General features: G+C 70.9%; 23 protein-coding genes. 6 read left to right on the top strand and 17 right to left on the bottom strand.

Going from position 1 to position 24,797, the window contains the following annotated elements:
• A complete protein-coding gene (locus tag AC1Q9M_RS02595; protein WP_382324176.1) occupies positions 1-963 on the bottom strand; it encodes a tripartite tricarboxylate transporter substrate-binding protein in 963 nt (320 codons plus the stop codon).
• 169 nt (positions 964-1,132) lie between these two features.
• On the opposite strand from AC1Q9M_RS02595, the gene tam reads away from it, so the two are divergent.
• On the top strand, positions 1,133-1,897 hold the full coding sequence (gene tam, locus AC1Q9M_RS02590; RefSeq protein WP_492432273.1) for a trans-aconitate 2-methyltransferase: 765 nt from the start codon (positions 1,133-1,135) through the stop codon (positions 1,895-1,897).
• A 9-nt stretch (positions 1,898-1,906) separates the two neighbouring features.
• Here tam and AC1Q9M_RS02585 read toward each other — a convergent pair whose 3' ends face one another.
• The 4 genes from AC1Q9M_RS02585 to AC1Q9M_RS02570 all read right to left on the bottom strand — a co-directional run bounded on the left by AC1Q9M_RS02585 (position 1,907) and on the right by AC1Q9M_RS02570 (position 6,121).
• Positions 1,907-3,721, bottom strand: coding sequence for a family 2A encapsulin nanocompartment cargo protein cysteine desulfurase (locus AC1Q9M_RS02585; protein ID WP_492432271.1), 1,815 nt, complete (start codon positions 3,719-3,721; stop codon positions 1,907-1,909).
• Positions 3,696-4,625 carry a family 2A encapsulin nanocompartment shell protein gene (locus AC1Q9M_RS02580; RefSeq protein ID WP_291112362.1) on the bottom strand — a complete coding sequence of 310 codons (930 nt, stop codon included), beginning with the start codon at positions 4,623-4,625 and terminating at the stop codon, positions 3,696-3,698. The genes AC1Q9M_RS02585 and AC1Q9M_RS02580 overlap by 26 nt, the downstream gene beginning before the upstream one ends.
• Before the next feature lie 108 nt (positions 4,626-4,733).
• A complete protein-coding gene (gene epsC, locus AC1Q9M_RS02575) occupies positions 4,734-5,669 on the bottom strand; it encodes a serine O-acetyltransferase EpsC (protein WP_492432269.1) in 936 nt (311 codons plus the stop codon).
• Entirely contained in the window at positions 5,654-6,121 is a 468-nt protein-coding gene (locus tag AC1Q9M_RS02570; RefSeq protein WP_291112364.1) for a rhodanese-like domain-containing protein, read from the bottom strand. Before AC1Q9M_RS02570 ends, epsC begins: the two co-directional genes overlap by 16 nt.
• A 339-nt stretch (positions 6,122-6,460) precedes the next feature.
• On the opposite strand from AC1Q9M_RS02570, the gene AC1Q9M_RS02565 reads away from it, so the two are divergent.
• On the top strand, positions 6,461-7,813 hold the full coding sequence (locus tag AC1Q9M_RS02565) for an LLM class flavin-dependent oxidoreductase (protein ID WP_382324185.1): 1,353 nt from the start codon (positions 6,461-6,463) through the stop codon (positions 7,811-7,813).
• Here AC1Q9M_RS02565 and AC1Q9M_RS02560 read toward each other — a convergent pair whose 3' ends face one another.
• The 4 genes from AC1Q9M_RS02560 to AC1Q9M_RS02545 all read right to left on the bottom strand — a co-directional run bounded on the left by AC1Q9M_RS02560 (position 7,814) and on the right by AC1Q9M_RS02545 (position 11,605).
• Entirely contained in the window at positions 7,814-8,713 is a 900-nt protein-coding gene (locus tag AC1Q9M_RS02560; RefSeq protein ID WP_492432266.1) for a LysR family transcriptional regulator, read from the bottom strand.
• Between the two features lie 148 nt (positions 8,714-8,861).
• On the bottom strand, positions 8,862-9,635 hold the full coding sequence (locus AC1Q9M_RS02555; RefSeq protein WP_382324189.1) for an SDR family oxidoreductase: 774 nt from the start codon (positions 9,633-9,635) through the stop codon (positions 8,862-8,864).
• A 117-nt stretch (positions 9,636-9,752) separates the two neighbouring features.
• Positions 9,753-10,763 carry a cytochrome-c peroxidase gene (locus AC1Q9M_RS02550; protein WP_492432264.1) on the bottom strand — a complete coding sequence of 337 codons (1,011 nt, stop codon included), beginning with the start codon at positions 10,761-10,763 and terminating at the stop codon, positions 9,753-9,755.
• Positions 10,760-11,605 carry an amino acid ABC transporter substrate-binding protein gene (locus tag AC1Q9M_RS02545; RefSeq protein ID WP_444686321.1) on the bottom strand — a complete coding sequence of 282 codons (846 nt, stop codon included), beginning with the start codon at positions 11,603-11,605 and terminating at the stop codon, positions 10,760-10,762. Before AC1Q9M_RS02545 ends, AC1Q9M_RS02550 begins: the two co-directional genes overlap by 4 nt.
• Positions 11,606-11,780: 175 nt before the next feature.
• Between AC1Q9M_RS02545 and AC1Q9M_RS02540 the strand changes: the two genes are divergently transcribed.
• The 4 genes from AC1Q9M_RS02540 to AC1Q9M_RS02525 are packed head-to-tail and all read left to right on the top strand — an operon-like array spanning position 11,781 to position 14,954.
• A complete protein-coding gene (locus AC1Q9M_RS02540; RefSeq protein WP_382324195.1) occupies positions 11,781-12,872 on the top strand; it encodes an ABC transporter substrate-binding protein in 1,092 nt (363 codons plus the stop codon).
• 7 nt (positions 12,873-12,879) lie between these two features.
• Positions 12,880-13,719 carry an ABC transporter permease gene (locus AC1Q9M_RS02535; RefSeq protein WP_492432261.1) on the top strand — a complete coding sequence of 280 codons (840 nt, stop codon included), beginning with the start codon at positions 12,880-12,882 and terminating at the stop codon, positions 13,717-13,719.
• 5 nt (positions 13,720-13,724) lie between these two features.
• The gene (locus AC1Q9M_RS02530) at positions 13,725-14,519 is read left to right on the top strand and encodes an ABC transporter ATP-binding protein (protein WP_492432259.1); all 795 of its coding nucleotides are present in this window, start codon (positions 13,725-13,727) and stop codon (positions 14,517-14,519) included.
• The gene (locus AC1Q9M_RS02525; RefSeq protein ID WP_444686323.1) at positions 14,520-14,954 is read left to right on the top strand and encodes a tetratricopeptide repeat protein; all 435 of its coding nucleotides are present in this window, start codon (positions 14,520-14,522) and stop codon (positions 14,952-14,954) included.
• On the opposite strand, the gene AC1Q9M_RS02520 is transcribed toward AC1Q9M_RS02525, so the two are convergent.
• From AC1Q9M_RS02520 to AC1Q9M_RS02485, 8 genes are all read right to left on the bottom strand, one after another.
• Positions 14,873-16,396 (bottom strand): FAD/NAD(P)-binding protein, encoded by a 1,524-nt coding sequence (locus AC1Q9M_RS02520; protein WP_492432256.1) that lies wholly within the window; start codon positions 16,394-16,396, stop codon positions 14,873-14,875. The two genes, AC1Q9M_RS02525 and AC1Q9M_RS02520, sit on opposite strands and share 82 nt — an antisense overlap.
• Entirely contained in the window at positions 16,393-17,268 is an 876-nt protein-coding gene (locus AC1Q9M_RS02515; protein WP_444686325.1) for an ABC transporter permease, read from the bottom strand. Before AC1Q9M_RS02515 ends, AC1Q9M_RS02520 begins: the two co-directional genes overlap by 4 nt.
• Positions 17,265-18,161, bottom strand: coding sequence for an ABC transporter ATP-binding protein (locus tag AC1Q9M_RS02510; protein WP_492432254.1), 897 nt, complete (start codon positions 18,159-18,161; stop codon positions 17,265-17,267). The genes AC1Q9M_RS02515 and AC1Q9M_RS02510 overlap by 4 nt, the downstream gene beginning before the upstream one ends.
• Position 18,162: 1 nt before the next feature.
• Positions 18,163-19,170 carry an ABC transporter substrate-binding protein gene (locus AC1Q9M_RS02505; RefSeq protein ID WP_492432252.1) on the bottom strand — a complete coding sequence of 336 codons (1,008 nt, stop codon included), beginning with the start codon at positions 19,168-19,170 and terminating at the stop codon, positions 18,163-18,165.
• Positions 19,171-19,181: 11 nt separating this feature from the next.
• Positions 19,182-20,063: a TauD/TfdA dioxygenase family protein gene (locus AC1Q9M_RS02500; protein ID WP_382324207.1), complete on the bottom strand. Its 882-nt coding sequence runs from the start codon at positions 20,061-20,063 to the stop codon at positions 19,182-19,184.
• A 130-nt stretch (positions 20,064-20,193) separates the two neighbouring features.
• A complete protein-coding gene (pdeM, locus tag AC1Q9M_RS02495; RefSeq protein WP_492432250.1) occupies positions 20,194-20,859 on the bottom strand; it encodes a ligase-associated DNA damage response endonuclease PdeM in 666 nt (221 codons plus the stop codon).
• Positions 20,852-23,320, bottom strand: a complete 2,469-nt coding sequence (locus AC1Q9M_RS02490; RefSeq protein ID WP_492432248.1) for a ligase-associated DNA damage response DEXH box helicase — start codon at positions 23,318-23,320, stop codon at positions 20,852-20,854. Before AC1Q9M_RS02490 ends, pdeM begins: the two co-directional genes overlap by 8 nt.
• A complete protein-coding gene (locus tag AC1Q9M_RS02485) occupies positions 23,311-24,789 on the bottom strand; it encodes a superoxide dismutase family protein (RefSeq protein ID WP_492432246.1) in 1,479 nt (492 codons plus the stop codon). The genes AC1Q9M_RS02490 and AC1Q9M_RS02485 overlap by 10 nt, the downstream gene beginning before the upstream one ends.
• Positions 24,790-24,797 lie beyond the last annotated feature (8 nt).

The following is a 24,797-nucleotide window of genomic DNA, read 5'->3' as shown; positions in this document are numbered from 1 at the left end:
TCAGTCGCTGAGTTTCACGTTCTTCCAGAGCTGCACTTCCTGCACCACCACGGCCTGCGCGTCGTCGGCGGTGCCGGGCAGCGCGTCCAGGCCCAGGTCCACCAGCTTCTTCTGGATCTCGGCCGAGGCCAGGGCCTGCTGCAGCGCGGCGTTGAGCTTGTTCACCACGGGGGTGGGCGTGGCCGCGGGCACGACCACGGCGTACCAGGGCAGCACGCGGAACCCGGCGACGCCCGCTTCTTCGACCGTGGGCAGGGTCTCCCAGCCGCGCAGGCGCTTGGTGCCGGTGGTGGCCAGTGGCACCAGGGCGCCCGTGTCCACGTGCTGGCGCGCGATCAGCGGGCTCACGAAGGCCACCGGCACCCGGCCCGCGAGCAGGTCGGGAATGAACTCGCCCGTGCCCTTGTAGGGCACGTGCACCATGTCGATGTTCGCGGTGTTCTTGAGCAGCTCGCCCGCCAGGTAGGGTGAGGTGCCCTTGCCACCCGAGGGGAAAGACAGCTTGCCCGGGTTCGCCTTGGCGTGGGCCACCAGCTGCGCGATGGTCTTGATGTTCAGCGACGGGTGGGCCACGGCCACCACCGGGCCCTGCGCCACCATGCCGACCGCGCGGAAGTCGCCGATCTTGTAAGGCGCGTTGTCGAAGATCACGGTGTTGATCGACAGCGCGGAGCCGGGCAGGGCGATGGTGTAGCCGTCCGCCGCGGCGCGGGCGGTGTGGCCGGTGCCGATGTTGCCGGCGGCGCCCGGCTTGTTCTCGATCACCACCGGCACCGCGAGCGCCTTGGCCAGCTCCGGCCCGAGGGCGCGGGCGATCGTGTCGTTCGGCCCGCCGGGCGGGTAGGGCACCACCAGGGTGATGGGCTTGGTGGGGTAGGCCGGCGTCTGCGCCAGGGCGGGGGCCACCGCGGCGACCAGGGAAACCAGCGAGAGGGCGGTGACTTGGAGCACCTTCGAGTTCATGCAAACATCCTTGGGTTGAAAGGCCGTCGAATGACGGCGAACCCGGCAGCGTAGGCAGGCGCCCGCATCCGCGCCAATGCGCTTTTCGCAGATCGATACTCGGTCTTCGCCAGGGGCATGGCTTCCTGCGCACAATGGAGGCCGATCCCACCCATGGAGAGCACACACGATGACGTGGTCCGCCCGCACCTACTCGGCCTTTGAACAAGAGCGCACGCGCCCGGTGCGCGACCTGGTGGCCGCCTTGCCGGCGCGCGGCGTGCAGGTCGCGATCGACCTGGGCTGCGGCCCGGGCAATTCCACCGAGGTGCTGGCCGACCGGTTTCCGCAGGCCCGGGTGACGGGCCTGGACAGCTCCGACGACATGCTGGCCGCGGCGCGCGAGCGCCTGCCCGGCATCCGCTTCGAACTCGCCGACATCGAGGCCTGGAGCCCGGTCGAGTCGTTCGACGTGATCCTGGCCAACGCCTCGCTGCAATGGCTGCCCGACCACGCCACGCTCTACCCGCGCCTGCTGAGCCGGCTGGCGCCCGGCGGCAGCCTGGCCGTGCAGACGCCCGACAACCTTGAAGAGCCGGCGCACCGCCTCGCGCGCGAGGTCGCGGCGCAAGGGCCCTGGGCGAGCAAGATCGGGAGCGTGAAGCACCCCGCGCGGCACGACGCCGCGTTCTATTACCAGTTGCTCAAGCCGCGCTGCGCGGCGGTCGATGTCTGGCGCACCACCTACTTCCACCCGCTCTCGGGCGGCCCCGAGGCGGTGGTGGAGTGGTTCAAGGGCTCGGCCCTGCGGCCCTACCTGGCACCGCTGGACGGCGGCGAGAAAGCGGCCTTCCTCGCCCGCTACCTCGCCGCCATCACCGAGGCCTACCCCGCGCTGGCCGATGGCACGGTGCTGCTGCCCTTCCCGCGGCTGTTCATCGTGGCCAGCCGCTGAGGCTTCGGGCTACCGCCGCCGGCCCGAGCTGAGCCGCCGCACCACCGCGATGAAGCGGTCCACCTCTTCGCAGGTGTTGTAGAACGCCAGCGAGGGCCGCACCGTGGCCTCCACGCCGAAGCGCCGCAGGATGGGTTGCGCGCAGTGGTGGCCCGAACGCACCGCGATGCCTTCCTCGTTCAGCGCCTGGCCCACTTCCTCCGTGCTGTAACCCTGCAGCACGAAGGACAGCACGCTGGCCTTGTCCCGCGCGGTGCCGATCAGGCGCACGCCCGGAATGGGTTGCAGGTGGTGCGTGGCGTAGGCCAGCAGGTCGTGCTCGTAGCGCGCGATGTTCTCCAGCCCGATGCGCTGCACGTAGTCGATCGCCGCGCCCAGGCCCACCGCGTCGGCGATGTTGCCGGTGCCGGCCTCGAACTTGTTGGGCGGCGGCTGGAACACGGTGCGCTCGAAGGTGACGTCCGCGATCATGTTGCCGCCGCCTTGCCAGGGCGGCATGTCGTCCAGCAGTTCGCGCTTGCCGTAGACCACGCCGATGCCGGTCGGGCCGAACACCTTGTGGCCGGAGAACACGAAGAAGTCGGCGTCGATCGCCTGCACGTCCACGCGCAGGTGGCTCACCGACTGCGCGCCGTCCACCAGCGCTTTCGCGCCCGCGCGGTGCGCCAGCGCCACGATCTCCCGCACCGGCACCACCGTGCCCAGCGCGTTCGAGACCTGGGTGACGGCCACGATCTTCGTGCGGCTGTTGAGCAGCTTCTGGTACTCGTCCAGCCGCACCTGGCCGCTGTCGTCCACCGGGATCACGCGGATCACCGCGCCCTTCTCGGCAGCGAGCTGCTGCCAGGGCACGATGTTGGCGTGGTGCTCCAGGTGCGAGACGATGATCTCGTCGCCTGCGCCCACGTTTTTCGCGCCCCAGGTTTTCGCCACCAGATTGATGGCCTCGGTGGCGCCGCGCACGAAGATGAGTTCCTCCACCGACGACGCGCCCAGGAAGGCGCGCACCTTCTCGCGCGCGCTCTCGTAGGCGTCGGTCGCGCGGGCCGCCAGCGCGTGCGCGGCGCGGTGGATGTTGGAGTTCTCGTGCTCGTAGAAGTGGGCGATGCGGTCGATCACCGACTGCGGCTTGTGCGTGGTGGCCGCGTTGTCGAACCACACCAGCTGCCGGCCGTTCACGCGCTCCTGCAGGATGGGGAAGTCACGCCGCACCGCGTTCACGTCGAACGGCGGGTGGCGCGCCGCGTCGGCCTGCGGCGCCTGGGTGGCGAAGCCTTGCGGCGTCTGCAGGCCCTGCGTGAAGTAGAACGCGCCCGCTGTGTCGGTGGGGGCGTGGCCCGGTGCCGCGCTGTGGCGCGGTGGCGTGGCGAGCAGCTCGCGCAGGTCGTCCGCGCCCGGCAGACCGAAGGACTGCGCGGTCACGCGGTCCGAGGGCGGCACGCCCAGGGCCTGCGTGCCCACGCGGCCGTCGAGTGCGGGCGGCACGATCGCGGCGTGGTCGGGAAGGCCGTTGGGCGCGGTCGAGTGCGGCACCAGCGAAGGCGCGGACGCGCCCAGCGAGAGCACGCTCTGTGGCGAGGTGGGCGCCAGGTTCGCGCCGGGCGCCAGCGTGCCGGGCAGCTGCGGGCCCTGGGCCAAAGGCCCGAGCGAGCTGCCGCCAGGCAACACGTTCACCGGTGCCGGCACGCCACCCAATGGGGTGGTGGGCAGCGTGGGCGGCGAGCCGGGCAGGGCGGCGAAGAACGCGCCCGCGAGCTGGTTCAGCGCCGCCAGGTCGGGCAGGCCGGCCGGCGGCCGCTCACTTGTAGGTGTCTGGATAGTCATGGAACTTGCCCACTTCAACGTCTTCCAGCACGGCCAGTGCGTCCTCGGTCTGCACCGCGAGCGAGCAGTACAGCGAGATCAGGTACGAGGCGATGGCGCTGCGGTTGATGCCCATGAAGCGCACCGACAGGCCCGGGCTCTGCTCGCCGGCCAGACCCGGCTGGTACAGGCCCACCACGCCCTGGCGCTTGTCGCCCACGCGCAGCAGCAGGATCTTGGTCTTGCCATCGGCCACGGGCACCTTGTCGCTCGGAATCAGCGGGATGCCGCGCCAGGTGAGGAACTGCGAGCCGAACAGGCTCACGGTGGGCGGCGGCACGCCCCGGCGCGTGCACTCGCGGCCGAAGGCGGCGATGGCCAGCGGGTGCGTGAGGAAGAAGGCCGGCTCCTTCCACACCTTGGTGAGCAGTTCGTCCAGGTCGTCGGGCGTGGGCGCGCCGGTGAGCGGGTAGACGATCTGGTCCGGGTGCACGCTGGCCAGCAGGCCGTAGTCGGCGTTGTTGATCAGCTCGCTTTCCTGCTTTTCCTTGATGGTCTCGATGGTCAGGCGCAGCTGTTCCTTGATCTGGTCGTGCGGGCTGCTGTAGAGGTCGGACACGCGGGTGTGCACGTCCAGCACCGTGGAGACGGCGTTCAGGAAGTACTCGCGCGGCTGGTCTTCGTAGTCCACGTAGGTCGAGGGCAGCTCGCTCTCGTCGCGCTTGGCGCACAGCACCTCCACGTCCTGCGGGTTCTTCACCTTGTTGAGGCGGTAGATGCCGGCCTCCACCGGCTGCCATTGCAGCAGATGCGTGAGCCAGCGCGGGCTGATGGTCGACAGCACGGGGGCCGTCTTGGTGGCATTGGCCAGTTGGCGCGCGGCGTTGTCGCTCAGCGCCAGTTGCGAGGGGGTTGGGTCAGACATGAAGGCTCCGTGGCTCGGTGGTTGAAAAAAGGCAAAAGAAGGCCCCACGCGTGCGGCCGAAGCGACGCGGCGAAGGGGGAAGGGCGGGGAAAGCTCGGTGGCGGTCGATCAGGGGCTGGCGGTGACCTCCCGCGATCGGGCCTGGCTCAGGTTGGCGCCGGCGGCCACGTCGTGCGTGACCCACAGGTTGCCGCCGATGGTGGCGCCGCGGCCGATGGTCACGCGCCCGAGCACGGTGGCGCCGGCGTAGATCACCACGTCGTCCTCCACCACGGGGTGGCGCGCCAGGCCCTTGCTCAGGTGGCCGTTCTCATCGGTGGGGAAACGCTTGGCGCCCAGCGTGACCGCCTGGTACACGCGCACGCGCTGGCCGATGACGGCGGTCTCGCCGATCACGACGCCGGTGCCGTGGTCGATGAAGAAGCCCGCGCCGATGGACGCGCCGGGGTGGATGTCGATGCCGGTCGCGCCGTGCGCGAGTTCGGCCACGATGCGCGCGAGCAGCGGCACACCCAGCTGGTAGAAGCGGTGCGCCACACGGTGGTGGATCATGGCCTGGATGCCGGGGTAACACAGCAGCACCTCGTCCACACTGCGCGCGGCGGGGTCGCCCTCGTAGGCCGCCACCACGTCGCTGTCGAGCAGCTCGCGCAGCCGGGGCAGCGAGTGCGCGAAGTCGCGCACCAGTTCGCGCGCCTGCTGTTCGGTGGCCGCTTCGTCGGTGCCGCCCGCGTGGCGGTGCTGGTAGCGCAGCTCCAGCCGCACCTGGCCCAGCAGCGCATGCAGCGTGGCATCCAGCGTGTGGCCGATGTAGAAGTCCTCGCTCTCCTGGCGCAGGTCGGGCGGGCCCAGTCGCATCGGGAACAGCGCGCCGCGCAGCCCGTCGAGGATATTGCCAAGCGCGTCGCGCGAAGGCAGCTCGCGCCCGCCCGGTTCGCGCGAGCGCTTCTGCGCGGTGCGCCAGCGCTGGCGCACGTCGGCGAGGTCGCGCACGACCTGCTGCAGGTCGAACAGGTGCGCGTCGGCCATCAGTCCTGCACCCATGGCAATCCGTGGAAGCGCCAGCCGTCCTGACCGCCGCGGTGCTGCTGCGCGTCGATCTCGCCCTCGAAACCTTCGAGCACGTTGAACACCTGCGTGAAGCCGGCCTTGGTGGCGGCCTCGGCCGCCAGCGCCGAGCGCTTGCCGCTGCGGCACAGCAGCAGCACGCGCGCTTCCTTGCCCACCTTGGCTTCGAGCTCGCGCACGAAGCGCGGGTTGCGCGTGAGGCTGGTGCCCGTGGCCCAGGGCACGTGCAGGCTGTCGGGCACATGGCCCACGAACTTGCGCTCTTCCGCGCTGCGCACGTCCACCAGCCGGGCTTCGCCGGCCGAGACCAGCGACCAGGCGAGTTCGGGCGGGATGCCGCCCGCGTAGGGCAGGCCCCGGGCCTGGGCGTCGCGCCCGATGGCGTCCAGGGCGTCGAGCAGCGTGGGGGATTCGATGGCAACCGTCATGTTGGAGACCCTTGGTGTGAAGTTGGAATGCACTCTAAAAGCGCCGCTTCAACACACAAACCATTGTTTTTTTGTTTCTTAATTGCCCAAACATCTGAGCCAGGGTCACGCTCCAAAAAAAAACCGGCCGATGCAATCCTCCCCCCAGGAGACAACCAGGGTTCTCTGCATCCCCGCATCGGCCGGACCAGTCGTTTCCAACACCGGTGCATGAATGCTAGGCCGCATGCTGCGTTGCCGCAACGAATCAGAACGGCTATGGATATGCGGTTTGTTTCCTTCCTCGGGGCCGCATGCGCGCCTAGATTGGCGGGCTCGATCCACTGGGAGCACACCCGCATGAGCAAACGACAACTGCGCCTTGGCGCCTTCATCATGGCCACCGGCCACCACGTCGCCGCCTGGCGCCACCCGGGCTCGCAGATCGACTCGGGCACCAACATCGACCACTACATCGAGGTCGCGCAGACGGCCGAGCGCGGCCTGTTCGACCAGGTCTTCGTCGCCGACAGCCCGGGCATCTGGGGCACGGGCGACGACGAGTCCTTCAGCCGCCAGGGCCGCATCTCGCACTTCGAACCGGTCACGCTGTGGGCCGCGCTCTCGGCGGTGACGAAACACATCGGCTTCGTCGCCACCGCGTCCACCACCTACGAAGACCCCTACCTGCTCGCGCGCAAGTTCGCCTCGCTGGATCACATCAGCAAGGGCCGCGCGGCCTGGAACGTGGTGACCACCAGCAACGACAGCGTGCACGGCAACTTCGGCCTGGACGCGCACCCCTCGCCCGGCGAGCGCTACGCCAAGGCCACCGAGTTCGTGGACGTGGTCAAGGGCCTGTGGGACAGCTTCGAGGACGACGCCTTCGTGCGCGACCGCGAGTCCGGCGTGTACTTCGACCCGGCCAAGCTGCACGAGCTCAACCACATCGGCAAGCACCTCAAGGTCAAGGGGCCGCTCAACCTGGAGCGCTCGCCGCAGGGCCACCCGGTGATCGTGCAGGCCGGTTCGTCCGAAGACGGCAAGGAACTCGCGGCCGCCACCGCCGAGGCCATCTTCACCGCCTGGACCAGCCTGGCCGAAGCCCAGGCCTTCTACCAGGACGTGAAGGGCCGCATGGCCAAGTACGGCCGCCGGCCCGAGCAGCTGCTGGTGCTGCCCGGCATCTCGCCCGTGATCGGCCGCACCGAGGCCGAGGCGCAGGCCAAATGGGCCGAGCTGCAGGCGCTGATCCACCCCTCGGTGGGCCTCTCCACCCTGGTGCCGTTCTGGCCCGGCGAAGACCTGCGCCGCTGGAACCTGGATGCGCCGCCGCCGTACTACCCCGAGCCGCCCAAGGGCATCAACAGCCGCGCGCACGTGGTGATCGAGCTCGCGCGCCGCGAGCGCTTCACCGTGCGCCAGCTCTACGAATACCTGGCGGGTGCGCGCGGGCACTGGGTGGTGATCGGCACGCCACAGACCATCGCCGACCGCATGCAGGAATGGTTCGAGAACGGCGCGGCCGACGGCTTCAACGTGATGCCGCCGGTGCTGCCCGCCTCGCTCAACGAGTTCGTGGACCTGGTGGTGCCCGAGCTGCAGCGCCGTGGCCTGTTCCGCACCGCCTACGAAGGCCGCACGCTGCGCGAGAACCTCGGCCTGGAGCGGCCGGTCGGCCGCCACGCGGCGGCCGCGCGCCTGGCGGCCTGATCAGCGGTCGAGGTGCGGCTGCATCAGCCCCTCGAACCACTCGATGAACGCGATGAGCCGGCGCGAGCGCTGCCGCCGGTGCGGGTAGACCAGCGACACCGGCATGGCCGCCGCGCGGAACCCGGGCAGCACCTCGACCAGCTGGCCCCGGTCCAGCAGGTGCTGCACGTCGAAGCGCGGGATCTGGATCAGGCCCAGGCCCGCCGCGCAGCAGGCGATGTAGCTCTCGGCGTTGTTGACGAGCACGCGGCTGGGCACCTGCAGCGCCCGGGCCGAGGGCGGGAGCTCCCAGGCCAGCTCGCGCCCGTTGGAGGCGGAGGCGTAGCCCACCGCCCAGTGCCCTCGCGCCAGATCGTCGGGCTGCGCCGGCACGCCATGCTCGGCCAGGTAGTCGGGGCTGGCGCAGTTGATCAGCGCCACTTGCCCGAGCGGGCGCACCACGAGGCTGCTGTCCTGCAGGGTGCCGAAGCGCACCGCGCAGTCCACCCCTTCCTGCACCAGATCGATGGCGCGGTCGGTCGAACCCAGCGCCACCTGCAGCCGGGGGTAGCGGCGCAGGAAGCCCGGCAGGGCCGGCGCGACCAGCCGGCGCGCGATGCGGCTGGGCACATCCACCTTGAGCCGCCCCGAGACCTTGCGCTGGCCGGCCTGGAACAGCTGGTCGATGTCCTCGGCCTCGGCCAGCAGCGCGCGCGCACGCTCCAGCAGCTGCAGGCCATCGGCCGTGGGCCGCACCTGCCGGGTCGTGCGGTGCAGCAGGCGCGTGCCCAGGGTGGCCTCGAGCTGCTGGACGGCCGCCGACACCGAGGCGCGCGGCAGCTCCAGCGCGTGCGCGGCCTTGATGAAGCTGCTCATCTCCGCGACCTGAACGAACACCCGGTACTGCTCAAGCTTGTCCATGGACCGAATTTAGCCCACGGCAGCGGGGTTGGTATCGTCCAGAGGCATCCAGGGTCCGGCTGCGCCGGCCCGAGATGCCGTCCCCCCTCGAAGCGCCGAAGGCGCGCCACGGAGGGGGGAAGCCGCGCAGCGGCGCAGGGGGGTGTCATTACTTCGTGGTGTAGCCGCCGTTGATCAGGATCGTCTGGCCCGTGATCCACCAGCCGTCGCTCACGAGATGGCGGATGAAGGGCACCACGTCCTCGATGTCGGTCAGGCCCGTCTTCGAACGGGGCGAGAGGGCGGCGGCGGTCCTGTGGTACGCCACCGCGTCGCTGCCTTCCTGGCCGTAGAAGAAGGGCGTGTCCATCGGGCCCGGGCCCACGGCCGTCACCGAGATACCGCGCGCGCCGAACTCCTTGGCCGCCGCGCGGGTGTAGTGCTCCACCGGTGCCTTGGTGCCCGCGTACGCCGCGTAGAAGGGCGTGAAGGCCCCCAGCAGCGAGGTCACCAGGGTGCAGACCTTGCCGTTGTCGTTGACGTGCCGGCCCGCTTCCTTGAGGAAGAAAAAGGCGGACTTGGCGTTGACGGCGGCCATCTCGTCGTACTCGGCCTCGCTGATCTCGGCGAACGGCTTCTTGAGCACCTTGCCCACCGTGTTGATGGCGATGTCGGGCCGGCCCACGGCCGCGATGGTGTCGGCGAACAGTTTCTCGACCGCACCGGCCGTGGTGAGGTCCGCCTGGATCGCGACCGCCTGCGCGCCCGCGGCGCGGATGGCGCCCACCGTGGCGTCGGCATCGGCCTTGCTCGCGGCGCTGTTGTAGTGGATGGCGACCGCGCGGGCGCCGTGCTGGGCGAGGTCGCGGGCGATCAGGCCGCCAAGGTTCTTGGCGCCGCCGGCGATGAGGACCACCTTGCCGTCGATGGAGTGCTGTGCCATGGTCATGTTTCCCTGTGAAGGATGGATGGAAGGAACACCCAGTCTAGGCAGCCGCAGGCGGGAGATCAGCCCGTGCGGGCTGGATGCATTGTTCAGGAAACCGGTCCAATGCCGGGGTCACAGGGTCCGCAGAAAGGCCTGCAGCGCGGCGATGTCCGCCGCGCTCAGCGGCAGCGGCTTCAGGTGGGGCGAGCGGCGCTGCGCGCAGGCGTACAGCGGGTCGGCCGCCACGCCCGCGCGGCCATTGCGCGGGTTGCCGCCGCCGCGAGCATAGAGGTTCAACACGCCTTGCAGCGAATCGAACAGGCCGTGGTGCATGTAGGGCGCGGTGCGCGAGACCCCGCGCAGGCTGGCGGTGCGAAAGCGGCCCACGTCCTCGCACCGCCGCGTCACCTCGAAGCGGCCGAGGTCCTGCGAAGGCTCGCCGAAGAAGGCGATGCCGAGGTTGTGGAAGCGGCCGTCGCTCAGGTTGGGGCCGAAGTGGCAGTTGGCGCAGCGCGCGCTGGTGCGGAACAGGTGCAGGCCCTGGAGTTCCAGGTCGGTCAGCGCGCGGTGTTCGCCCTGCGCGAAGCGGTCGAAGCGGCTGCGTTCGTGCAGCGTGTGCTGGAAGGCCGCGAGGGCCTCGCCGATCCGGGCGGGTGACAGGGCCATGCGCCGGCCGACTGCGTGGAGAGAGGCGTTGGCCATCTCGCGCGGGTCGGTCAGGGGCCGCAGCGATTGTTCCGCGAGCGAGCGGGCCGCGCCGTCCCAGGCCCAGTGCGCCCGCGTGGCCACGTCCTGCAGGCCGGGCGGGTTGCGCCGGCCCGGCGCGCCCCTCACACCGGTGGCCGTGGGCGTGCGCACGGTCCAGCCCTGGTCGGGCCGGTGGCAGCTGGCGCAGGCCACGTGGCCGCTCGCGGAGAGGCGGGCGTCGAAGAACAGGCGCTGGCCCAGCTGCACGAGGTGGTTGGGTGGCGCGGGCGGTGGCGGCAAGGCCCCCAGCTCCACGAAGGCCACGCCTTCATCGACCCAGGGTGCGGGCCATTGGCTGGCCGGTTTCTCGTACAAGGCGCGCAGCGGATCGCCCGCCACCGCCGGGCCGCTCAGGCCGAGCGCGATCGCCAGCGCCGTGAGCCACCGCCGGCTCAATGGCAGTCCGGCCCCGTCTGGTCGAAATAGACCTCGAACGCGACGTTGGCCGCCCACTTCTGGCGCCGCTGCGCCCAGGCGGCCGTCGAGCCGATCTCCTGCACCGCGGCGCGGATGGGCGCGGCCAGCTCGTCGCGGCCCTCGGCCAGCCAGGCTTGCAGCGCGCTGTCGCGCGTGGCGGGCAGGGTGGCGGAGAACTTGCGCCATTCCTTCTGCGCCAGCAGCGGCTCCAGCTGCGAGCCGTCGAGGATGGCCGCCGCGCACTCGCCGGTGCGCACCTGCACCAGGGCCTGGGCCGGCGCGTCGAAGACCTTGAGTTGTCCCTGGATGCGCGCCGCCTGCGCGTGGGCGCGCGGATTGTCGGCCGTCACGCACACCACGCGCCCGGCCAAGTCGGTCCAGGCGCGCACGTCGGTGTCCGAGCGCATCGAAACGCTCAGGCCCGACTGGTAGCCCGTGGCCAGCACGCGCAGACCGTCTTCCTTCTGGCGCGCCTCGTCGGCGCGCGTCAGCACCAGGTCCACGTCGCCCTGGCGCAAGGCCTGCGCCTGCGCGCCGGGCGGCAGCGGCACGATGAGCGCGTCCACGCCCAGGTGCCGCGCCAGTTCCTGCGCGTAGACCGCCTCGAAGCCGGCGTTGGTGTAGTCGCGCTCGCCGGTGCTCACGGGCAGGGTGGTGGGCGCCACGCCGATGCGCAGCTGCTTCAGCGGCAAGGGCGCGGCCGCGGCGGCGCGCGATTCGATCGCCATGAACACCGCCGCGCACAGCGCGCCGATGCCCAGCGCGGTGAGCCAGGCCAGCGGGCGCAGCGGGCGTTCGGGGGAAGCGTCGAGGGAACTCATGGGAAGGGCATTCTGGGCGCGCCCCCGCGTTCGTGTGGCTCGAAATGCGCATAAGCATCTGCGCCATTTGCGGCCGCATATCGGTGTCCGTTTTCCTTCGTTGGCCGGCGCGCGCCGCGCCCCAAGAATCGGCGCGTCATTCACACCACCTGACAGACGAACCTTGGAGAACCTCATGACCGTCGTGACGAAACACAGAAGCCCCCGCAACCGCTTGCGCGCCCTGAGCAGCGCCGCCGCCCTGGCCCTGGGCCTGATCGGCCAGGCCGGCACCGCCGCCGCCGAGGTGCTGCCGGCGATCAACCTGCAGCTCACACCGTGGACGGTGATCGCCCGCGAGAAGGGCATCTTCAAGGAAGAGTTCAGCAAGGTGGGCACCAAGGAAGTCAACCTCATCGCCTCGGGCGGTGCGGAGCTGGTGGGCGCCGAAACGGGCGCCCTCAGCAAGGGCGCGATCTCGATCGCGCAGCGCATGATCTACCCGGCCACGGTGCACCGCGCCAACGGCCTGGACGGCGTGATCATCTGGGCCTCCGAGACCTCCAACCGCTACCGCGCGCCGGTGCTCGCCGCCGTGTCGAACAAGTCGGTGAACACGCTGGCCGATCTGGACGGCAAGAAGTTCGGCAGCAGCCGCATCAGCTGCTACTGGTCCGCCCCCACCGAGGCCTTGAACTCGGTGGGCCTGCCGCTGGACACGCGCCAGACCAAGGGCCGCGTGCGCTACGAATCGATCGACAACCCCACCGTGGCGATCTCCGCGGTGATCTCCGGCGCGCTCGATGCCACCACCACCCACCTGGCCGCGGGCAACGCCACCGGCGCCTGGCTCTCGGGCAAGCTCAAGGTGATCGGCCACGTGCCGGACGACGGCGTGTACGTGAACCACGCCGGCCGCGTGACCTACTTCGCCAAGCGCGAGTTCGTCAACAAGTACCCCGACGCGGTCAAAGCCTTCCTGGCCTCGCGCGAACGCGCCATGGCCTGGACGCTGGACAACGTGGACGAGGCCGCCAAGATCGTCTCGCGCGAAACCCGCGTGCCGGTGGAAGTGGCCAAGTTCCAGATCACCCACCTGGGCCAATGGGAGTTCATGGCCGGCGAGCCCAATGCCCAGCGCGCGCGCAACTCCATCAAGACCTTCATCGACTGGTACGTGAAGCAGGGCGACGACATCCTGAGCGAACGCCGCCTGACCGACGCGCAGGTGGACGCCTTCGTGGACGGCCGCTTCTTCGCCGGCGGCTCGCACTCGATCTACCACTGAGTGCGCCATGAACACGCTGACGCAAACCCTTCCCTCCACGGCGCCAGCGTCGGAAGCTTCGTCCTTCGCGACGAAGCTCCAGCAATGGCTGGCGCCCAGCCGCGCGATCGGCTTCCTGCTGCCGGCCGGGGTGCTGCTGCTGTGGCAGACGGCGGCCAGCCTGGAATGGATCGACCCGGTCTTCCTGCCCGCCCCCATCAAGGTGGTGGAGGCCTTCTTCAAGATGCTGACGGAGCAGAAGCTGCTCTGGGACTTCGCCGTCAGCCTGTCCCTCGTCGCGCAGGGTTTCCTGTACGGCGCCTTCGCCGCCGTGGTGCTGGGCGTCGGCGCGGGCCTCTCCAAGCGCTTCGAACAATTCCTCTCGCCCACCTTCGACACCATCCGCCACATCCCCGGCATCGCCTGGTTTCCGCTGATCGTGCTGTGGCTGGGCCTGGGCGCGCCGGCCAAGATCCTGGTGATCGCCAAGACCGTGTTCTTCCCGGTCTTTCTCAACACGCTGCAGGGCATCCGCAGCGTGGACAAGAGCTACATCGAGCTGGCCGAGGTGATGACGCTCACCCGCTGGCAGCTGGTGCGCAAGATCATCCTGCCCGCCGCCACGCCGACCATCATGGTCTCGCTGCGCTACGCGGCCGGCCTGGCCTGGGCGCTGGTGGTGGTGGCCGAAGGCCTGAGCGGCCTCGAAGGCCTGGGCTTCCTGATCTTTCGCGCGCAGGGCCTGCTGCTCACCGACCAGCTGCTGGTCTGCATGGTGATCATCGGCCTGGTGGGCTTCGGCATCGACCGCACCATGTACCTGCTGCAGCGCCGCGTGCTGCGCTGGAAACAAGGCTTTGAAGGATAAACACCATGGCAGAACCCGGTCGCCTTGAAGTCAAGGCCGTCTCCAAAAGCTATGCCGTGCCAGGCCGCCCGCGCCTGGACGCGCTGGTCAACGCCAGCTTCGACGTCGAGCCCGGCGCCTTCGTGACGCTGGTCGGCCCCAGCGGCTGCGGCAAGTCCACGCTGCTGCGGCTCATCCTCGGTCTGGACAGGGACTACGAGGGCGACATCCTGCTGCACGGCGAGCGGATCGCCGGCACCAGCCTCTCGCGCGGCATCGTGTTCCAGGACCACCGCCTGCTGCCCTGGATGACGCTGGAGCAGAACATCGGCCTGGCGCTGACCAATTCCACGCTCCCGCCCGAGCAGCAGCGCCGCACCATCCAGTCGCACATCGATCTGGTGGGCCTGCAGGGCTTCGAGAAGGCCTACCCGCACGAGCTCTCGGGCGGCATGGCGCAGCGCGGCGCGATCGCGCGCGGCCTGGTCGGCCAGCCCGAGATCCTGCTGCTCGACGAACCCCTGGGCGCGCTGGACGCGCTCACGCGCGTGCGACTGCAGGAAGAGCTGCTGCGCATCTGGCGCGCCGAGGGCGTGACCATGATCCTGGTGACGCACGACGTGGACGAGGCCATCTTCCTGAGCGACACCGTGATCGTGATGAACGCCAACCCCGGCCGCATCGTCAAACAGGTGAAGGTGGACCTGCCACCCGGCCCGCGCGACCGCGTGAGCCCGGCGTTCGCGGCGCTCAAGCGCGAGATCCTGGTGGCCATGGGCGAGGTGGTGCCGCACGCGGCCGCGCAACTGGCGGAGGTCTGAATGAGGCGGTGGCTCATCACCGCCGCCCTGGCGGCCGCGCCGCTGGCGCTGGGCGCGGCGGGCGCTCCGCCGTCGTCCGACCTGCCCGACCTCTCCGCCGTGCGCGCGCTGGTGTACGCCGGCGAGTACACGAAGGCAGTGCAGCGGCTCACGGCGCTGAGCGAGACCGTGCAGCACGCCGAGGTCTACAACCTGCTCGGCTACAGCCTGCGCCAGCTCAAGCGCTACGAGGAAGCGGGGCGCTGGTACCGCGAAGCCCTGCTGTACGACCCCGAGCACCGGCCCGCGCTGGAGTACCAGGGCGAGCTGTTCCTGGCGCTGGGCGACGTGGCCGGCGCGCGCAAGAACCTGCGTTACCTGGAATTGCTCTGCACCGCCAAGCCCTGCGCGGAATACGAGCTGCTCAAGAAGGCGGTCGACAAGGCCGGGCGCTGAAGCGTCCCGAACACGTCCGGCAGCATGCGGTGGATCTGCGCCGCGATGAACATGGCCCCGCCCGGGTCGCCGAAGGTGCCCAGCGTGGGCGGGCCGATCAGTCGGATGCGCGACAGCGCTTCGCCTTCGCTGTCGATCACGCGGCAGTTCGGATCCACCGCGTAGCCGATGCCGCAGGCGTCGGCGCGCAGCGTGCCGTGCGACACCAGGGCCTGCAGCAGGGGGTTGCCGGCGGTGCGCCCGGTGGCGTCCAGCCCGGTGCAGTTCACCACCACGTCGAAGGCCTCGGTGCGCGGCGCGCCGCCGCCCGAGGGCTGCAGCACGGCGTCGATGCGGTGCGTGCCCGCCTGTACCGCCAGCGAGCGCAGCCGCGCCGCCAGGTGCACCACCCGGCCGGCGGCCAGGGCTTCGCGGTGGATGGCTTCCGTCTGCGGTGGCGAACGGAAGCGGTGCACGTCGTACCAGGGGCGCACGCTGCGCAGGAAGCGGCGCTGCTGCGCCGGCGGCAGCGTGGGCCAGAGCTGCCACACGGCGTCGCGCAGCTCGTCGAAGGGCACATTCCAGTTCTCGCCGCGCGCCACGCTGTCGCGGATGCGCGCGCGCAGGGTCTTGATCCAGGTGCGCAGCTCGGGCTTCACCTCGGTGAGGAAAGCGGGCGCGGGGCCGAGCAGGCGGTCCAGGTTCTGGCGCCCGACCGGGTGGGCCACCACGCCGCTGGCCAGCGGTTGCGCGCGTGGGCGCAGGCCCCGGCGCGAAACCACCGTGACGCCACCCGCGTGGCCTTGCCGCTGCAGCGTGGAGACCACGTCCAGCGAGGTCAGGCCGCTGCCGATGATGAGCACGCGCGCCTCGCGCGGAATGCCCAGCAGCCGAGCGGTCACCAGCGGGTTCTCGATCACGCCTGGGTGTTGCGCCAGCGCCGGGTCCAGCGGGGCCTGCAGGCGCGGCTCGGCGTTGCCGGTGGCGAGCACCAGCAGGTCGGCCGTCAGCGTCTGCCCGTGTTCGGTGACGGTGGTGACCTCGCCGTCGGCCTCCCAGGCGTGCACGGCGCGGTCCTGCAGGGTGCGGATGGTCGAGCCCGTGGCCGCCCAGCTGGCGTGGCCGCGCACCATGGCTTCGAGGTAGGCGCCCAGCACCGCGCGGCGCACGAAGGCCGTGCCATTGGCCTGCACGGCCTGCGGGTCGGCCTCGAACACGCCGTGCGTTTCGCACCAGCGCGTGAAGTGCTCGCCGTCGACGGGGTCGACCGCGTGCACCCAGGTCGGTCCGTTGAGGCGGTGGTCGGGGTCGTGCGTGGCATAGGCCAGGCCGGGGCCGACGCGGTCGCGCGATTCGATCAGCGTGACCGCCAGCGGCACCGGGCTGTGGCGCACCAGCTGCACGGCCGCGCTCACGCCCGAGAAACCACCGCCGACGATGGTGATGCGGCGCGGCGCGCTCATCGCGCCACACCCCAGCGGCGGATGGTGAGTTTTTCGACCGTCTGGAACACCACGTTCTCCACCAGCAGGCCGATGAGGATCACCATCACCAGGCCGGCGAACACCTTGTCGGTGTAGAGCTCGTTGCGGTTCTGGAAGATGTACCAGCCCAGGCCGCCCTTGCCGGAGGACACGCCGAACACCAGCTCGGCGGCGATCAGGGTGCGCCAGGCGAAAGCCCAGCCGATCTTCAGGCCCGAGAGGATGGCCGGCAGGGCCGAGGGCACCAGGATCAGCAGCACGTAGCGCACACCGCGCAGCCCGTAGTTGCGCCCGGCCATGCGCAGGGTCTCGGGCACGGCCTGGAAGCCCGCGAAGGTGGCCAGGGCCAGCGGCCACAGCACCGAATGCACCAGCACGAACACGAGGCTGCCGTTGCCCAGACCGAACCAGAGCAGCGCCAGCGGCAGCAGCGCGATCGCCGGCAGCGGGTTGAACATGGAGGTGAGCGTGGCCAGCAGGTCGCGCCCGATCTGGGTGGACACGGCCAGCGTGGTGAGCACGAAGGCAGCCACGATGCCGAGCAGGTAGCCCTGCAGCAGCACGGCCAAGGAAGCGCGGGCGCGCAGCAGCAGCTCGCCGCCCGCCAGGCCCTCGGCGAAGGCGCGCGCGGTCTGCGCGAAGGTGGGCAGCAGCAGGTCGTTGTCCTGCCAGCGCGCGAGCACTTCCCACAGCAGTGCCAGCGCGAGCAGGATCAGGGTTTTTCGCACCCAGGCCTGCTGCCACACGCGGCGCTGCCAGGGCAGGGGGCGCTCGGCCGGGGTGTCGCCCAGCGCGGGCAGCGGGTATTCGGCCTCGGGCCGGATCGGGGGCAGGGCGTCGGCCAGGCTCATGGGTGGAGGGTCTCGGGCCCGAACAGCAGGCCGTGGATGCGTTGGGTGGCGGCCTGGAAGGCGGGGCCGCCGCTGCTGCCCAGGCCGAATTCGTGCGCCTGGATCTCGGCGCGCAGGCGGCCCGGGTGCGGCGAGAGCACACCGATGCGGCTGCCCACCACCAGGGCTTCTTCAATGGAGTGCGTGACGAACAGCAGCGTGAAGCGCACCGTCTCCCACAGCGCGAGCAGCTCTTCCTGCATGCGCCGGCGCGTGAGGGCGTCCAGCGAGGCGAAGGGCTCGTCCATCAGCAGCACGCGCGGCTGCATGGCCAGGGCGCGGGCGATCGCCACGCGCTGCTTCATGCCGCCCGAGAGCTGGTGCGGGTAGGCGTTCGCGAAATCGGCCAGGCCCACCTGTTCGAGCACCGCGTGCGCGCGCTCCAGCGCCTCGGCGCGGGCCAGGCGCCCGGTGGCGCGCAGCGGGAACATCACATTGCCCAGCACCGTCTTCCAGGGCGGCAACTGGTCGAATTCCTGGAACACCACGATGCGGTCCGGCCCCGGGCCGGTGATGGCCTGGCCGTCGAGCCGGATCTGGCCCTCGCGCGGTGCGATGAAACCGGCCGCCGCCTTCAGCAGCGTGCTCTTGCCGCAGCCCGAAGGCCCGAGCAGCACATAGCGCTCGGCCTCGAACACCGACAGGCTCACGCGGTGCGTGGCGCGCACCACCTGCTGGTCGGTCGCGTACTCCAGCGAGACGCCATCGAAGTCCAGCAGCGGCCGGGGCAGGGCGGCCGTGGGCACTTTCTCGGGGCCGAACACCGCGCCGCCCTCCTGCTCGCGCGTGGCGCGCAGCAGGTCCTGCATCGGCGTGCCGATGGCGTGGCGCTGCAGCACGTGGGCCGGGTTCATGTCAGTTCGCGGCCGCGCTGTGGGCGTCGTCGAAGAAGTAGTCCTTCGCCGAGGCGGGCTTGTTCTTGATCGCGCCGATGCCGTGCATGAAGGTCGCGAGCTTGAAGGTGTTCTGTGGCGCGAGCTTGAACTGCACTTCGGGGTTCTTGATGATGGAGAGCAGCAGCTGGCGGTCGATCGCGCCCTGGCCGGTGCGCAGGTAGATGTCGGCCGCGCCCTCGGGGTTGGCGGTGATGTACTGCGCGGCTTCCTGCAGCGCGGCGGTGAAGGCGCGGTAGGTCTTGGGGTTGTCGTTGCGGAATTTCTCGGTCGCGTACAGCACCGTGGCCGACGAGGGGCCGCCGAGCACGTCGTAGCTGTTGAGCACGATGCGCGCGTTCGGGTTGCCGGCCAGCGCCTGGTTCTGGAACGGCGGGTTGCCGAAGTGCGCCGTGATCTCGGTGCCGCCCTTGATGATCGCGGCCGTCGCGTCCGGGTGGGGCACGGCCACCTGCAGCTTGTCGAGCTTGTTGTACTGGTCGTTGCCCCAGCGCTGGGCCGAGGCCAGCTGCAGCACGCGCGACTGCACCGACACGCCCACGGCGGGCAGGGCGATGCGGTCCTTGTCGCTGAAGTCGGCAATCGTCTTCACGGCCGGGTTGTTGCTCACCAGGTAATACGGGAAGTTGCCCAGCGAGGCGACGCCGCGCACGTTCTGCTTGTCCTTGGTGCGGTCCCAGATGGTCAGCAGCGGGCCCACGCCCGCGCCGGCGATGTCGATCTGGCCCGAGAGCAGCGCGTCGTTCACCGCGCTGCCGCCCGAGAGGCGCACGAATTCCACCTTCACGTCCAGCCCGGCGGCCTTGCCGTGTTTCTCGATCAGTTTCTGTTCTTCCGCCACGTTGAGCAGCAGGTAGACCACGCCGAACTGCTGGGCGATGCGGATCTGGCCTTCGGCGTGGGCCGCGAGCGACGCGCCAGCGGTCAGCGCGGCGGCCAGCAGGCCGTGGATGAACGTGTGTTTTTTCATGGTGTTTCCTTCTAGAACGGCACGTGGCCTTCGATCGTGGTGCGGAACAGGCGGCGGCGCTGGTCGGGCGGGCAACCCGCGGCCAGGTGCAGCACCGAGCGGTTGTCCCAGAACACCATGTCGCCTGGCAGCCAGCGGTGGCGGTAGATGTAGCGCTCCTGCGTGCTGTGGGCGTACAGGGCCTGCAGCAGCGCCTCACTTTCGTCGTCGGGCAGGCCGACCACGCGGGTGGTGAAGTGTTCGCTGACGAACAGCGCCTGGCGGCCGGTTTCCGGGTGCGTGCGCACGATGGGGTGGCTCACGGTGGGCACGGCGGCGATCTGCTCGGGCGAGAGGTTGGGCCGCCAGGGGCTGCGGCGTTGCAGCTCGGCGTACACCTTGAGGTAGCTGTGCTCGGCGCGCTCGCCCTGCACCGCGCCGCGCAGCCGCTCGGGCAGTTCGTCCCAGGCCAGGTGCTGGTTGGCGAACAGGGTGTCACCGCCCTCGGCGGGCAGTTCCTGCGCGTGCAGGAAGGAGCCCAGGCTGGGCCGCTCCTTGTACGACAGGTCCGAGTGCCAGAACACACCCGCATCGCCCAGGCCGATGGGTTTGCCGTTCTCCACGATGTTGCTGACGATCAGCACCTCGGGCTGTTCGGGGTGGGCGAACTGGTGCAGCACATGGCGCTGCAGCGGGCCCCAGCGCGCGCTGAAGGCGACCTGTTGCGCGGGGGTGATGCGCTGGTCGCGGAACACCAGCACGTGGTGCCTGAGGTGGGCGCGGTGCAGGCGGGCGAAGTCCTCGTCGGACAGGGGCGCGGCGAGGTCCAGGCCCAGCACCTCGGCGCCGAGCGCGTCGCTCAGGGGCTGGATGTGAAAGTCCTGCCGCACGGGGGGAAGCTCTACAAGAATCATGGTCCGCCCATGCTAGGCAGCCCATCGCGCGCAGGGAACGATCCTTATCGAGCAGCGATATGCGGAAAACGGATATCGGCACCCGGTGGAGGGAAAAACCGCCGCCCCCTGGTGAATCTGACCGACGTTTTTACCGATTCCCGGTGGGTGTGGGCCCCATGTCCAGCAGCTGCGGACCCATGCAGGCGAAGCGCGCCTGCGCCTCCCGCACCAGCCAGCCGCCGGTGAAGAGGGAGAAGGCGGGCAGCACCAGCTGCCGTTCCGTCAGGGCGAAGGCCGGAAAACGGCCCCGGAAGCCCGGCACGCTCACCACCGGGTGCACATGGCCGCAGACGACGAACCGGGCACCGGTGGTTTCGGGTGCGGGGCGCGGCGCGTGCGCGAAGCCGAAGGGGCCTTCGTCCACGGGCTCGCGGCGGTGCTCGATGTCCAGCCCCGCGCGCGCCGCCGCGCGGTCGTGGTTGCCCTCCACCAGCAGCATGCGCACGCCCGCGTGGCGAGCGCGAAAGCGCGCCCATTCCTCGCGCCAGCGCGCATCCACGCGCGGGCCATGCAGCAGGTCGCCCAGCACCCACAGCGAATCCGCGCCGCTGCGTTCGATGAGCGCCGTCAGTCGCTCCAGGTCGTGGCGCGTGCCGCCGGTGGGCAGGGCGATGCCGGCGGCGCGGAACGCGTCGTCCTTGCCCAGGTGCACGTCGGCCACCAGCAGGCGCCGCCGCGCCGGCCAGTACAGCGCGCGGTCGGCGAACAGGCGAACGGGCTCGCCGGCCAGCACCAGGTCGATGGCCTCAGCCATGGCGCGCCTGCAGTTGCTCGGCCGCGCGCCGCACCCGGGCCGACCAGTCTTCCGTGCTCAGCTCGCCGCGCACCGTCTCCGCCCACAGCGGAAACGACAGCGGGGTCAGCGTGCGGGGCTGGCGCAGGTCGATCGTGCGCGCCGCGCAGCGCTTGAACGCGGCCGTGAGGGCCTGCACGTCCATCTGCGCCTCGAACACCTCGCGCACCGCCTGGGCCAGCAGCAGGTGATCGGGGTCGTAGCGCTGGAGCACGTCGAACAGCAGGCCGCTGGAAGCCTGCAGCTGCCGCGCGCTGCGCTGCGCGCCGCCGGGCAGCGAAGGCACCAGCATGCCGGCCACGCGCGCGATCTCGCGGAACTGGCGGCGCGCCATCTCGGTGAGGTTCAGGCCTTCGTGCAGGTCGTCCAGCAGATCCGCCGGTGCGAGCAGCCGGGCGATGAGGTCCGGGTCCACCGGCGCGGGCTGCGAGGCGTTGAGCACGAAGCCGTAGTCGTTGACCGCGTACAGGAAGGTGTTGGGCGCCAGGCGCCCCCAGCGCAGGGCAAACAGCGCGGCCATGCCTTCGTGCACGGTGCGCCCGGCGAAGGGGTAGACGAACAGCGACGCGCGCCCGCGCGTGCGCACCGTCTCCACCAACAGGGTCCGCGGCGTGGGCAGGGCCGAGACGCGCGCCTGCAGGTCCAGCAAGGGGGCCAGGGCGCGCAGTTCCGGGCTGTCGCGCGGGCCGTCGAGCACCGCCTCCATGGCCGCGCCCAGTTCGGTGGACAGCGGCATGCGCCCACCCTGCCAGCGCGGCACGGCGGCGCTCAGGCCCTTGGCCTTGCGCACATAGGCCGTCATCTGGTCCACCGCCACCAGCTCCAGCGTGCGGCCGGCGAACTGGAAACGGTCGCGCGGGCGCAGCCGGCTGATGAAGCTCTCCTCCACCGAACCCAGCGAGGCGCCGCGCAGAAAGCGCACCGCCACCGCGCCGTCGGCCGTGATGGTGCCGATGGAGAGCCGGTGGCGCAGCGCCACGCGCCGGTCCGTCACGCGGTACACGCCGTCGTCGCCGCGCACGGCGCGGTGGAAGTCGGGGTAGTTCTCCAGCGCCTGGCCGCCGCGTTCGATGAAGCGCAGCACGCCGGCCCATTGCGTGTCGCTCAAGGCGGCGAAGGCGTGTGTGCCGCGCACCTCGGCGAGCAGCGCGTCCGGCTCGAAGCCGCCGCCCAGCGCCAGCGTCACGCAGTGCTGCGACAGCACGTCCAGCGACAGGCGTGGCGGCCGCCGGGCCTCGATCTCCCCGGCCGCGATGGCTTTGCGTGCGGCGGCGAACTCGGCCAGTTCCAGCGCGTGCGTGGGCACGCCGTGGACCACGCCGGCCTCGCCGGGCCGGTGGTTGGCGCGGCCGGCGCGCTGCAGCAGGCGCGCCAGGCCCTTGGGGCTGCCCACCTGCATCACCAGCTCCACGGCGGGAAAGTCCACGCCCAGGTCCAGGCTGGAGGTGGCCACCACGCAACGCACGCTGCCGTCGCGCAAGCCCTGCTCGGCGGCCAGGCGCAGTGCCGTGTCCAGCGAGCCGTGGTGCAGGGCCAGGGTGCCCGGCGCTTCCAGCCAGATCGACGACAGCGCGCGGTGCCACAGCTCGGCCTGCGCGCGCGTGTTGGTGAACAGAATGGCGCTGCGCGCGCCGGCAATCAGCTGCATCACCCGCTCCAGCTGCGACAGGCCCAGGTGGCCGGCCCAGGCGAAGCGCTCGCCGTGCTCGGGCAGCAGCGTCTGGAGCACCAGGCCCCGGCGCCGCGCGCCGCGCACCACCGGCGCGCCGGGCCGGTGCGGCAGCAGCACGTCGCGCGCCTCGTCCAGGTTGCCCAGCGTGGCCGAGAGGCCCCAGGTCACGGCCGTGGGCGCCAGCGCGCGGATGCGCGCCAGCGTGAGTTGCAGCAGCACGCCGCGCTTGTTGCCCAGCAGCTCGTGCCACTCGTCCACGATCACGCCCCGCAGCCCCGCGAGCAGGGCCGCCGTCTCGGGATAGGACAGCATCAGGGCCAGCGACTCGGGCGTGATCACCAGCACCTCGGCCAGGCCCTGGCGGGCCAGGCGCCGGTCGCGCGAGCTGGCGTCGCCCGTGCGCTTGGCCACCGTCCAGGGCAGGCCCAGGGCTTCCAGTGGCGCGCTCAGGGCCTGGGTGGTGTCGGTGGCCAGCGCGCGCAGCGGCGTCACCCAGAGCAGGCGCAGGCGCGAGGTGGGGGACGCGGGGGCCGCCTCGCGCAGGCCGTCGAGCAAGGCGCCGCCCAGCGCCGCCAAGGTCTTGCCGCTGCCGGTGGGCGTGACGAGCAGGCCCGACTCTCCGCGCTGCCAATGGCGCCACACCTGCCGCTGGAAGGGGGCGGGGGACCAACCCTGGGCAGCGAACCACGCGAGCAGCGCCGCGTCCGCCGCGCGGGCGCGAGCAACCGGAACCCGCTGGGTCAGGGCCACCCGATCGTCAGGACGTCGAACGGCAGCAACGGCGGCGGCTGCTTCACCTTGTCCAGCTGCGCGTTCACCACCATCAGCCCGCGCGGGCCCACGGCGGCGGTGGTGGGGAAGTTGAAGCCAGGCTCGGCGATGCGCTGCGTCACGCGCGCGCGGCTCCAGTCGTCGCTGAGGGTGAGCCGGGCGACCTCGTTGGCCTGGTTGCGCACCACGTAGAGTTCATTCGCCCCCCGCAGCGCCAGGCCGTCGCCGTAGCGCAGGTCGCCGCCGTCCACCGCCACCGGCGTGACCGCCTTGGAGGCGATGTCGATGCGCCAGAGCTGTCCCGTGATCAGCTGCACCACCATCAGCCAGCGGCCATCGGGCGAGGCGACGATGCCGTTGAGGTTGATCTGGTTGGGCTGGTAGCGGATGGGCGTGGTGGAGAGGTCCAGCCAGGGGTCGAGCAGGGGCGGCCCGTCCATCACCTGCCGGGCGCGGAACAGCACGGGGCGGAACGAGTCGGTCACATAGACATGGTTGTCGGGCGCGAGCACCAGGTCGTTGAGGAAGGTGTGCGAGTCCTTCGGGCTCTTGAGGTTGACCACGGTCATGCCGGTGTTGAGGTCGATCACCGCCACGTTGCCCTGCGGCCCGCCCGCCACCCACAGGCGCCCGGCCACGTCCACCTTCATGCCGAACGCCGCCTGCCGCCCCACGGCGCCACCGGCCTGGAACAGCTCCGCCTTGTTCGCGCCCGCTGGCAGGCGCCAGATGTTGCCGTCGTTGGTCGAGCCCACGTAGGCATCGCCCGTGCGCTGATCGATGGCGATGCCTTCGGGAAACACGCTCGCGCCATCGAAGGTGGTGCGAGCGGTCGCGGCACTGGGCCGGGCCGCCTGGATCACGCCGCACAACACGCGCGCGCCGGAGTTGCCGGCCGGGTCGGTGGCGTGGTCGTCGGGGTTCTGGTGCACCACCAGCGCGCGGCCGAACGCCGAGTCGGGCCCGCGCGAGAGGGTGACGTTGGGGTTCAGGTAACGCAGCGATCCCGTGCCGTCCGCGCCCACGGTGATGTTGGGCAGTTCACCGGCGTGCGCCTGGTGCGCGGGTTGCCCCGGCTGCCCATGGTTGTGCGACTGGCCAGGGTCGAAATGGCCGCCCGCCGCGCCGAAGGCCACGGTCTGGCCTGTGGCCGGGTCCGGTCCCGGGGCGCAGGCGCCGTGGGCGTGGATGTGGAAACCATGCAGGCCGGGTGTGAGGCCCTGCACGGTGATGGCGATCTCCACCCCGGCGGGTGTCTGCACGAGCTCGGCCCGGCCCGCTGACTGGCCCGAGGCCGTGACCAGCTGGGCCACGGCGGGTTGGCGCTCAGGCCCGCTCTGCGTGGGCCCGCCCGGATCGGCGGGCGAGGGGGTGGTCCTGCAGCCCGCCACGGCGCCCAGCACAAGGACGGCGGCGAGCGACACACAGGAAGACAAATGGCGTGGCATGGAGGGAT

Source organism: Hydrogenophaga sp. GW823-FHT04C09, assembly GCF_058796355.1.
This window is presented reverse-complemented; position numbering and strand designations above follow the sequence as displayed.

Coding starts and splice junctions, on each gene's coding strand:
- AC1Q9M_RS02530 (WP_492432259.1), top strand. CDS start 13,725: ATGGCAGAACCCGGTCGCCTTGAAGTCAAGGCCGTCTCCAAAAGCTAT.
- AC1Q9M_RS02555 (WP_382324189.1), bottom strand. CDS start 9,635: ATGGCACAGCACTCCATCGACGGCAAGGTGGTCCTCATCGCCGGCGGC.
- pdeM (WP_492432250.1), bottom strand. CDS start 20,859: ATGGCTGAGGCCATCGACCTGGTGCTGGCCGGCGAGCCCGTTCGCCTG.
- AC1Q9M_RS02535 (WP_492432261.1), top strand. CDS start 12,880: ATGAACACGCTGACGCAAACCCTTCCCTCCACGGCGCCAGCGTCGGAA.
- AC1Q9M_RS02545 (WP_444686321.1), bottom strand. CDS start 11,605: ATGAGTTCCCTCGACGCTTCCCCCGAACGCCCGCTGCGCCCGCTGGCC.
- AC1Q9M_RS02580 (WP_291112362.1), bottom strand. CDS start 4,625: ATGTCTGACCCAACCCCCTCGCAACTGGCGCTGAGCGACAACGCCGCG.
- AC1Q9M_RS02520 (WP_492432256.1), bottom strand. CDS start 16,396: ATGAGCGCGCCGCGCCGCATCACCATCGTCGGCGGTGGTTTCTCGGGC.
- AC1Q9M_RS02565 (WP_382324185.1), top strand. CDS start 6,461: ATGAGCAAACGACAACTGCGCCTTGGCGCCTTCATCATGGCCACCGGC.
- AC1Q9M_RS02500 (WP_382324207.1), bottom strand. CDS start 20,063: ATGATTCTTGTAGAGCTTCCCCCCGTGCGGCAGGACTTTCACATCCAG.
- AC1Q9M_RS02595 (WP_382324176.1), bottom strand. CDS start 963: ATGAACTCGAAGGTGCTCCAAGTCACCGCCCTCTCGCTGGTTTCCCTG.
- AC1Q9M_RS02510 (WP_492432254.1), bottom strand. CDS start 18,161: ATGAACCCGGCCCACGTGCTGCAGCGCCACGCCATCGGCACGCCGATG.
- AC1Q9M_RS02525 (WP_444686323.1), top strand. CDS start 14,520: ATGAGGCGGTGGCTCATCACCGCCGCCCTGGCGGCCGCGCCGCTGGCG.
- epsC (WP_492432269.1), bottom strand. CDS start 5,669: ATGGGTGCAGGACTGATGGCCGACGCGCACCTGTTCGACCTGCAGCAG.
- AC1Q9M_RS02515 (WP_444686325.1), bottom strand. CDS start 17,268: ATGAGCCTGGCCGACGCCCTGCCCCCGATCCGGCCCGAGGCCGAATAC.
- AC1Q9M_RS02485 (WP_492432246.1), bottom strand. CDS start 24,789: ATGCCACGCCATTTGTCTTCCTGTGTGTCGCTCGCCGCCGTCCTTGTG.
- AC1Q9M_RS02585 (WP_492432271.1), bottom strand. CDS start 3,721: ATGACTATCCAGACACCTACAAGTGAGCGGCCGCCGGCCGGCCTGCCC.
- AC1Q9M_RS02540 (WP_382324195.1), top strand. CDS start 11,781: ATGACCGTCGTGACGAAACACAGAAGCCCCCGCAACCGCTTGCGCGCC.
- AC1Q9M_RS02560 (WP_492432266.1), bottom strand. CDS start 8,713: ATGGACAAGCTTGAGCAGTACCGGGTGTTCGTTCAGGTCGCGGAGATG.
- tam (WP_492432273.1), top strand. CDS start 1,133: ATGACGTGGTCCGCCCGCACCTACTCGGCCTTTGAACAAGAGCGCACG.
- AC1Q9M_RS02570 (WP_291112364.1), bottom strand. CDS start 6,121: ATGACGGTTGCCATCGAATCCCCCACGCTGCTCGACGCCCTGGACGCC.
- AC1Q9M_RS02505 (WP_492432252.1), bottom strand. CDS start 19,170: ATGAAAAAACACACGTTCATCCACGGCCTGCTGGCCGCCGCGCTGACC.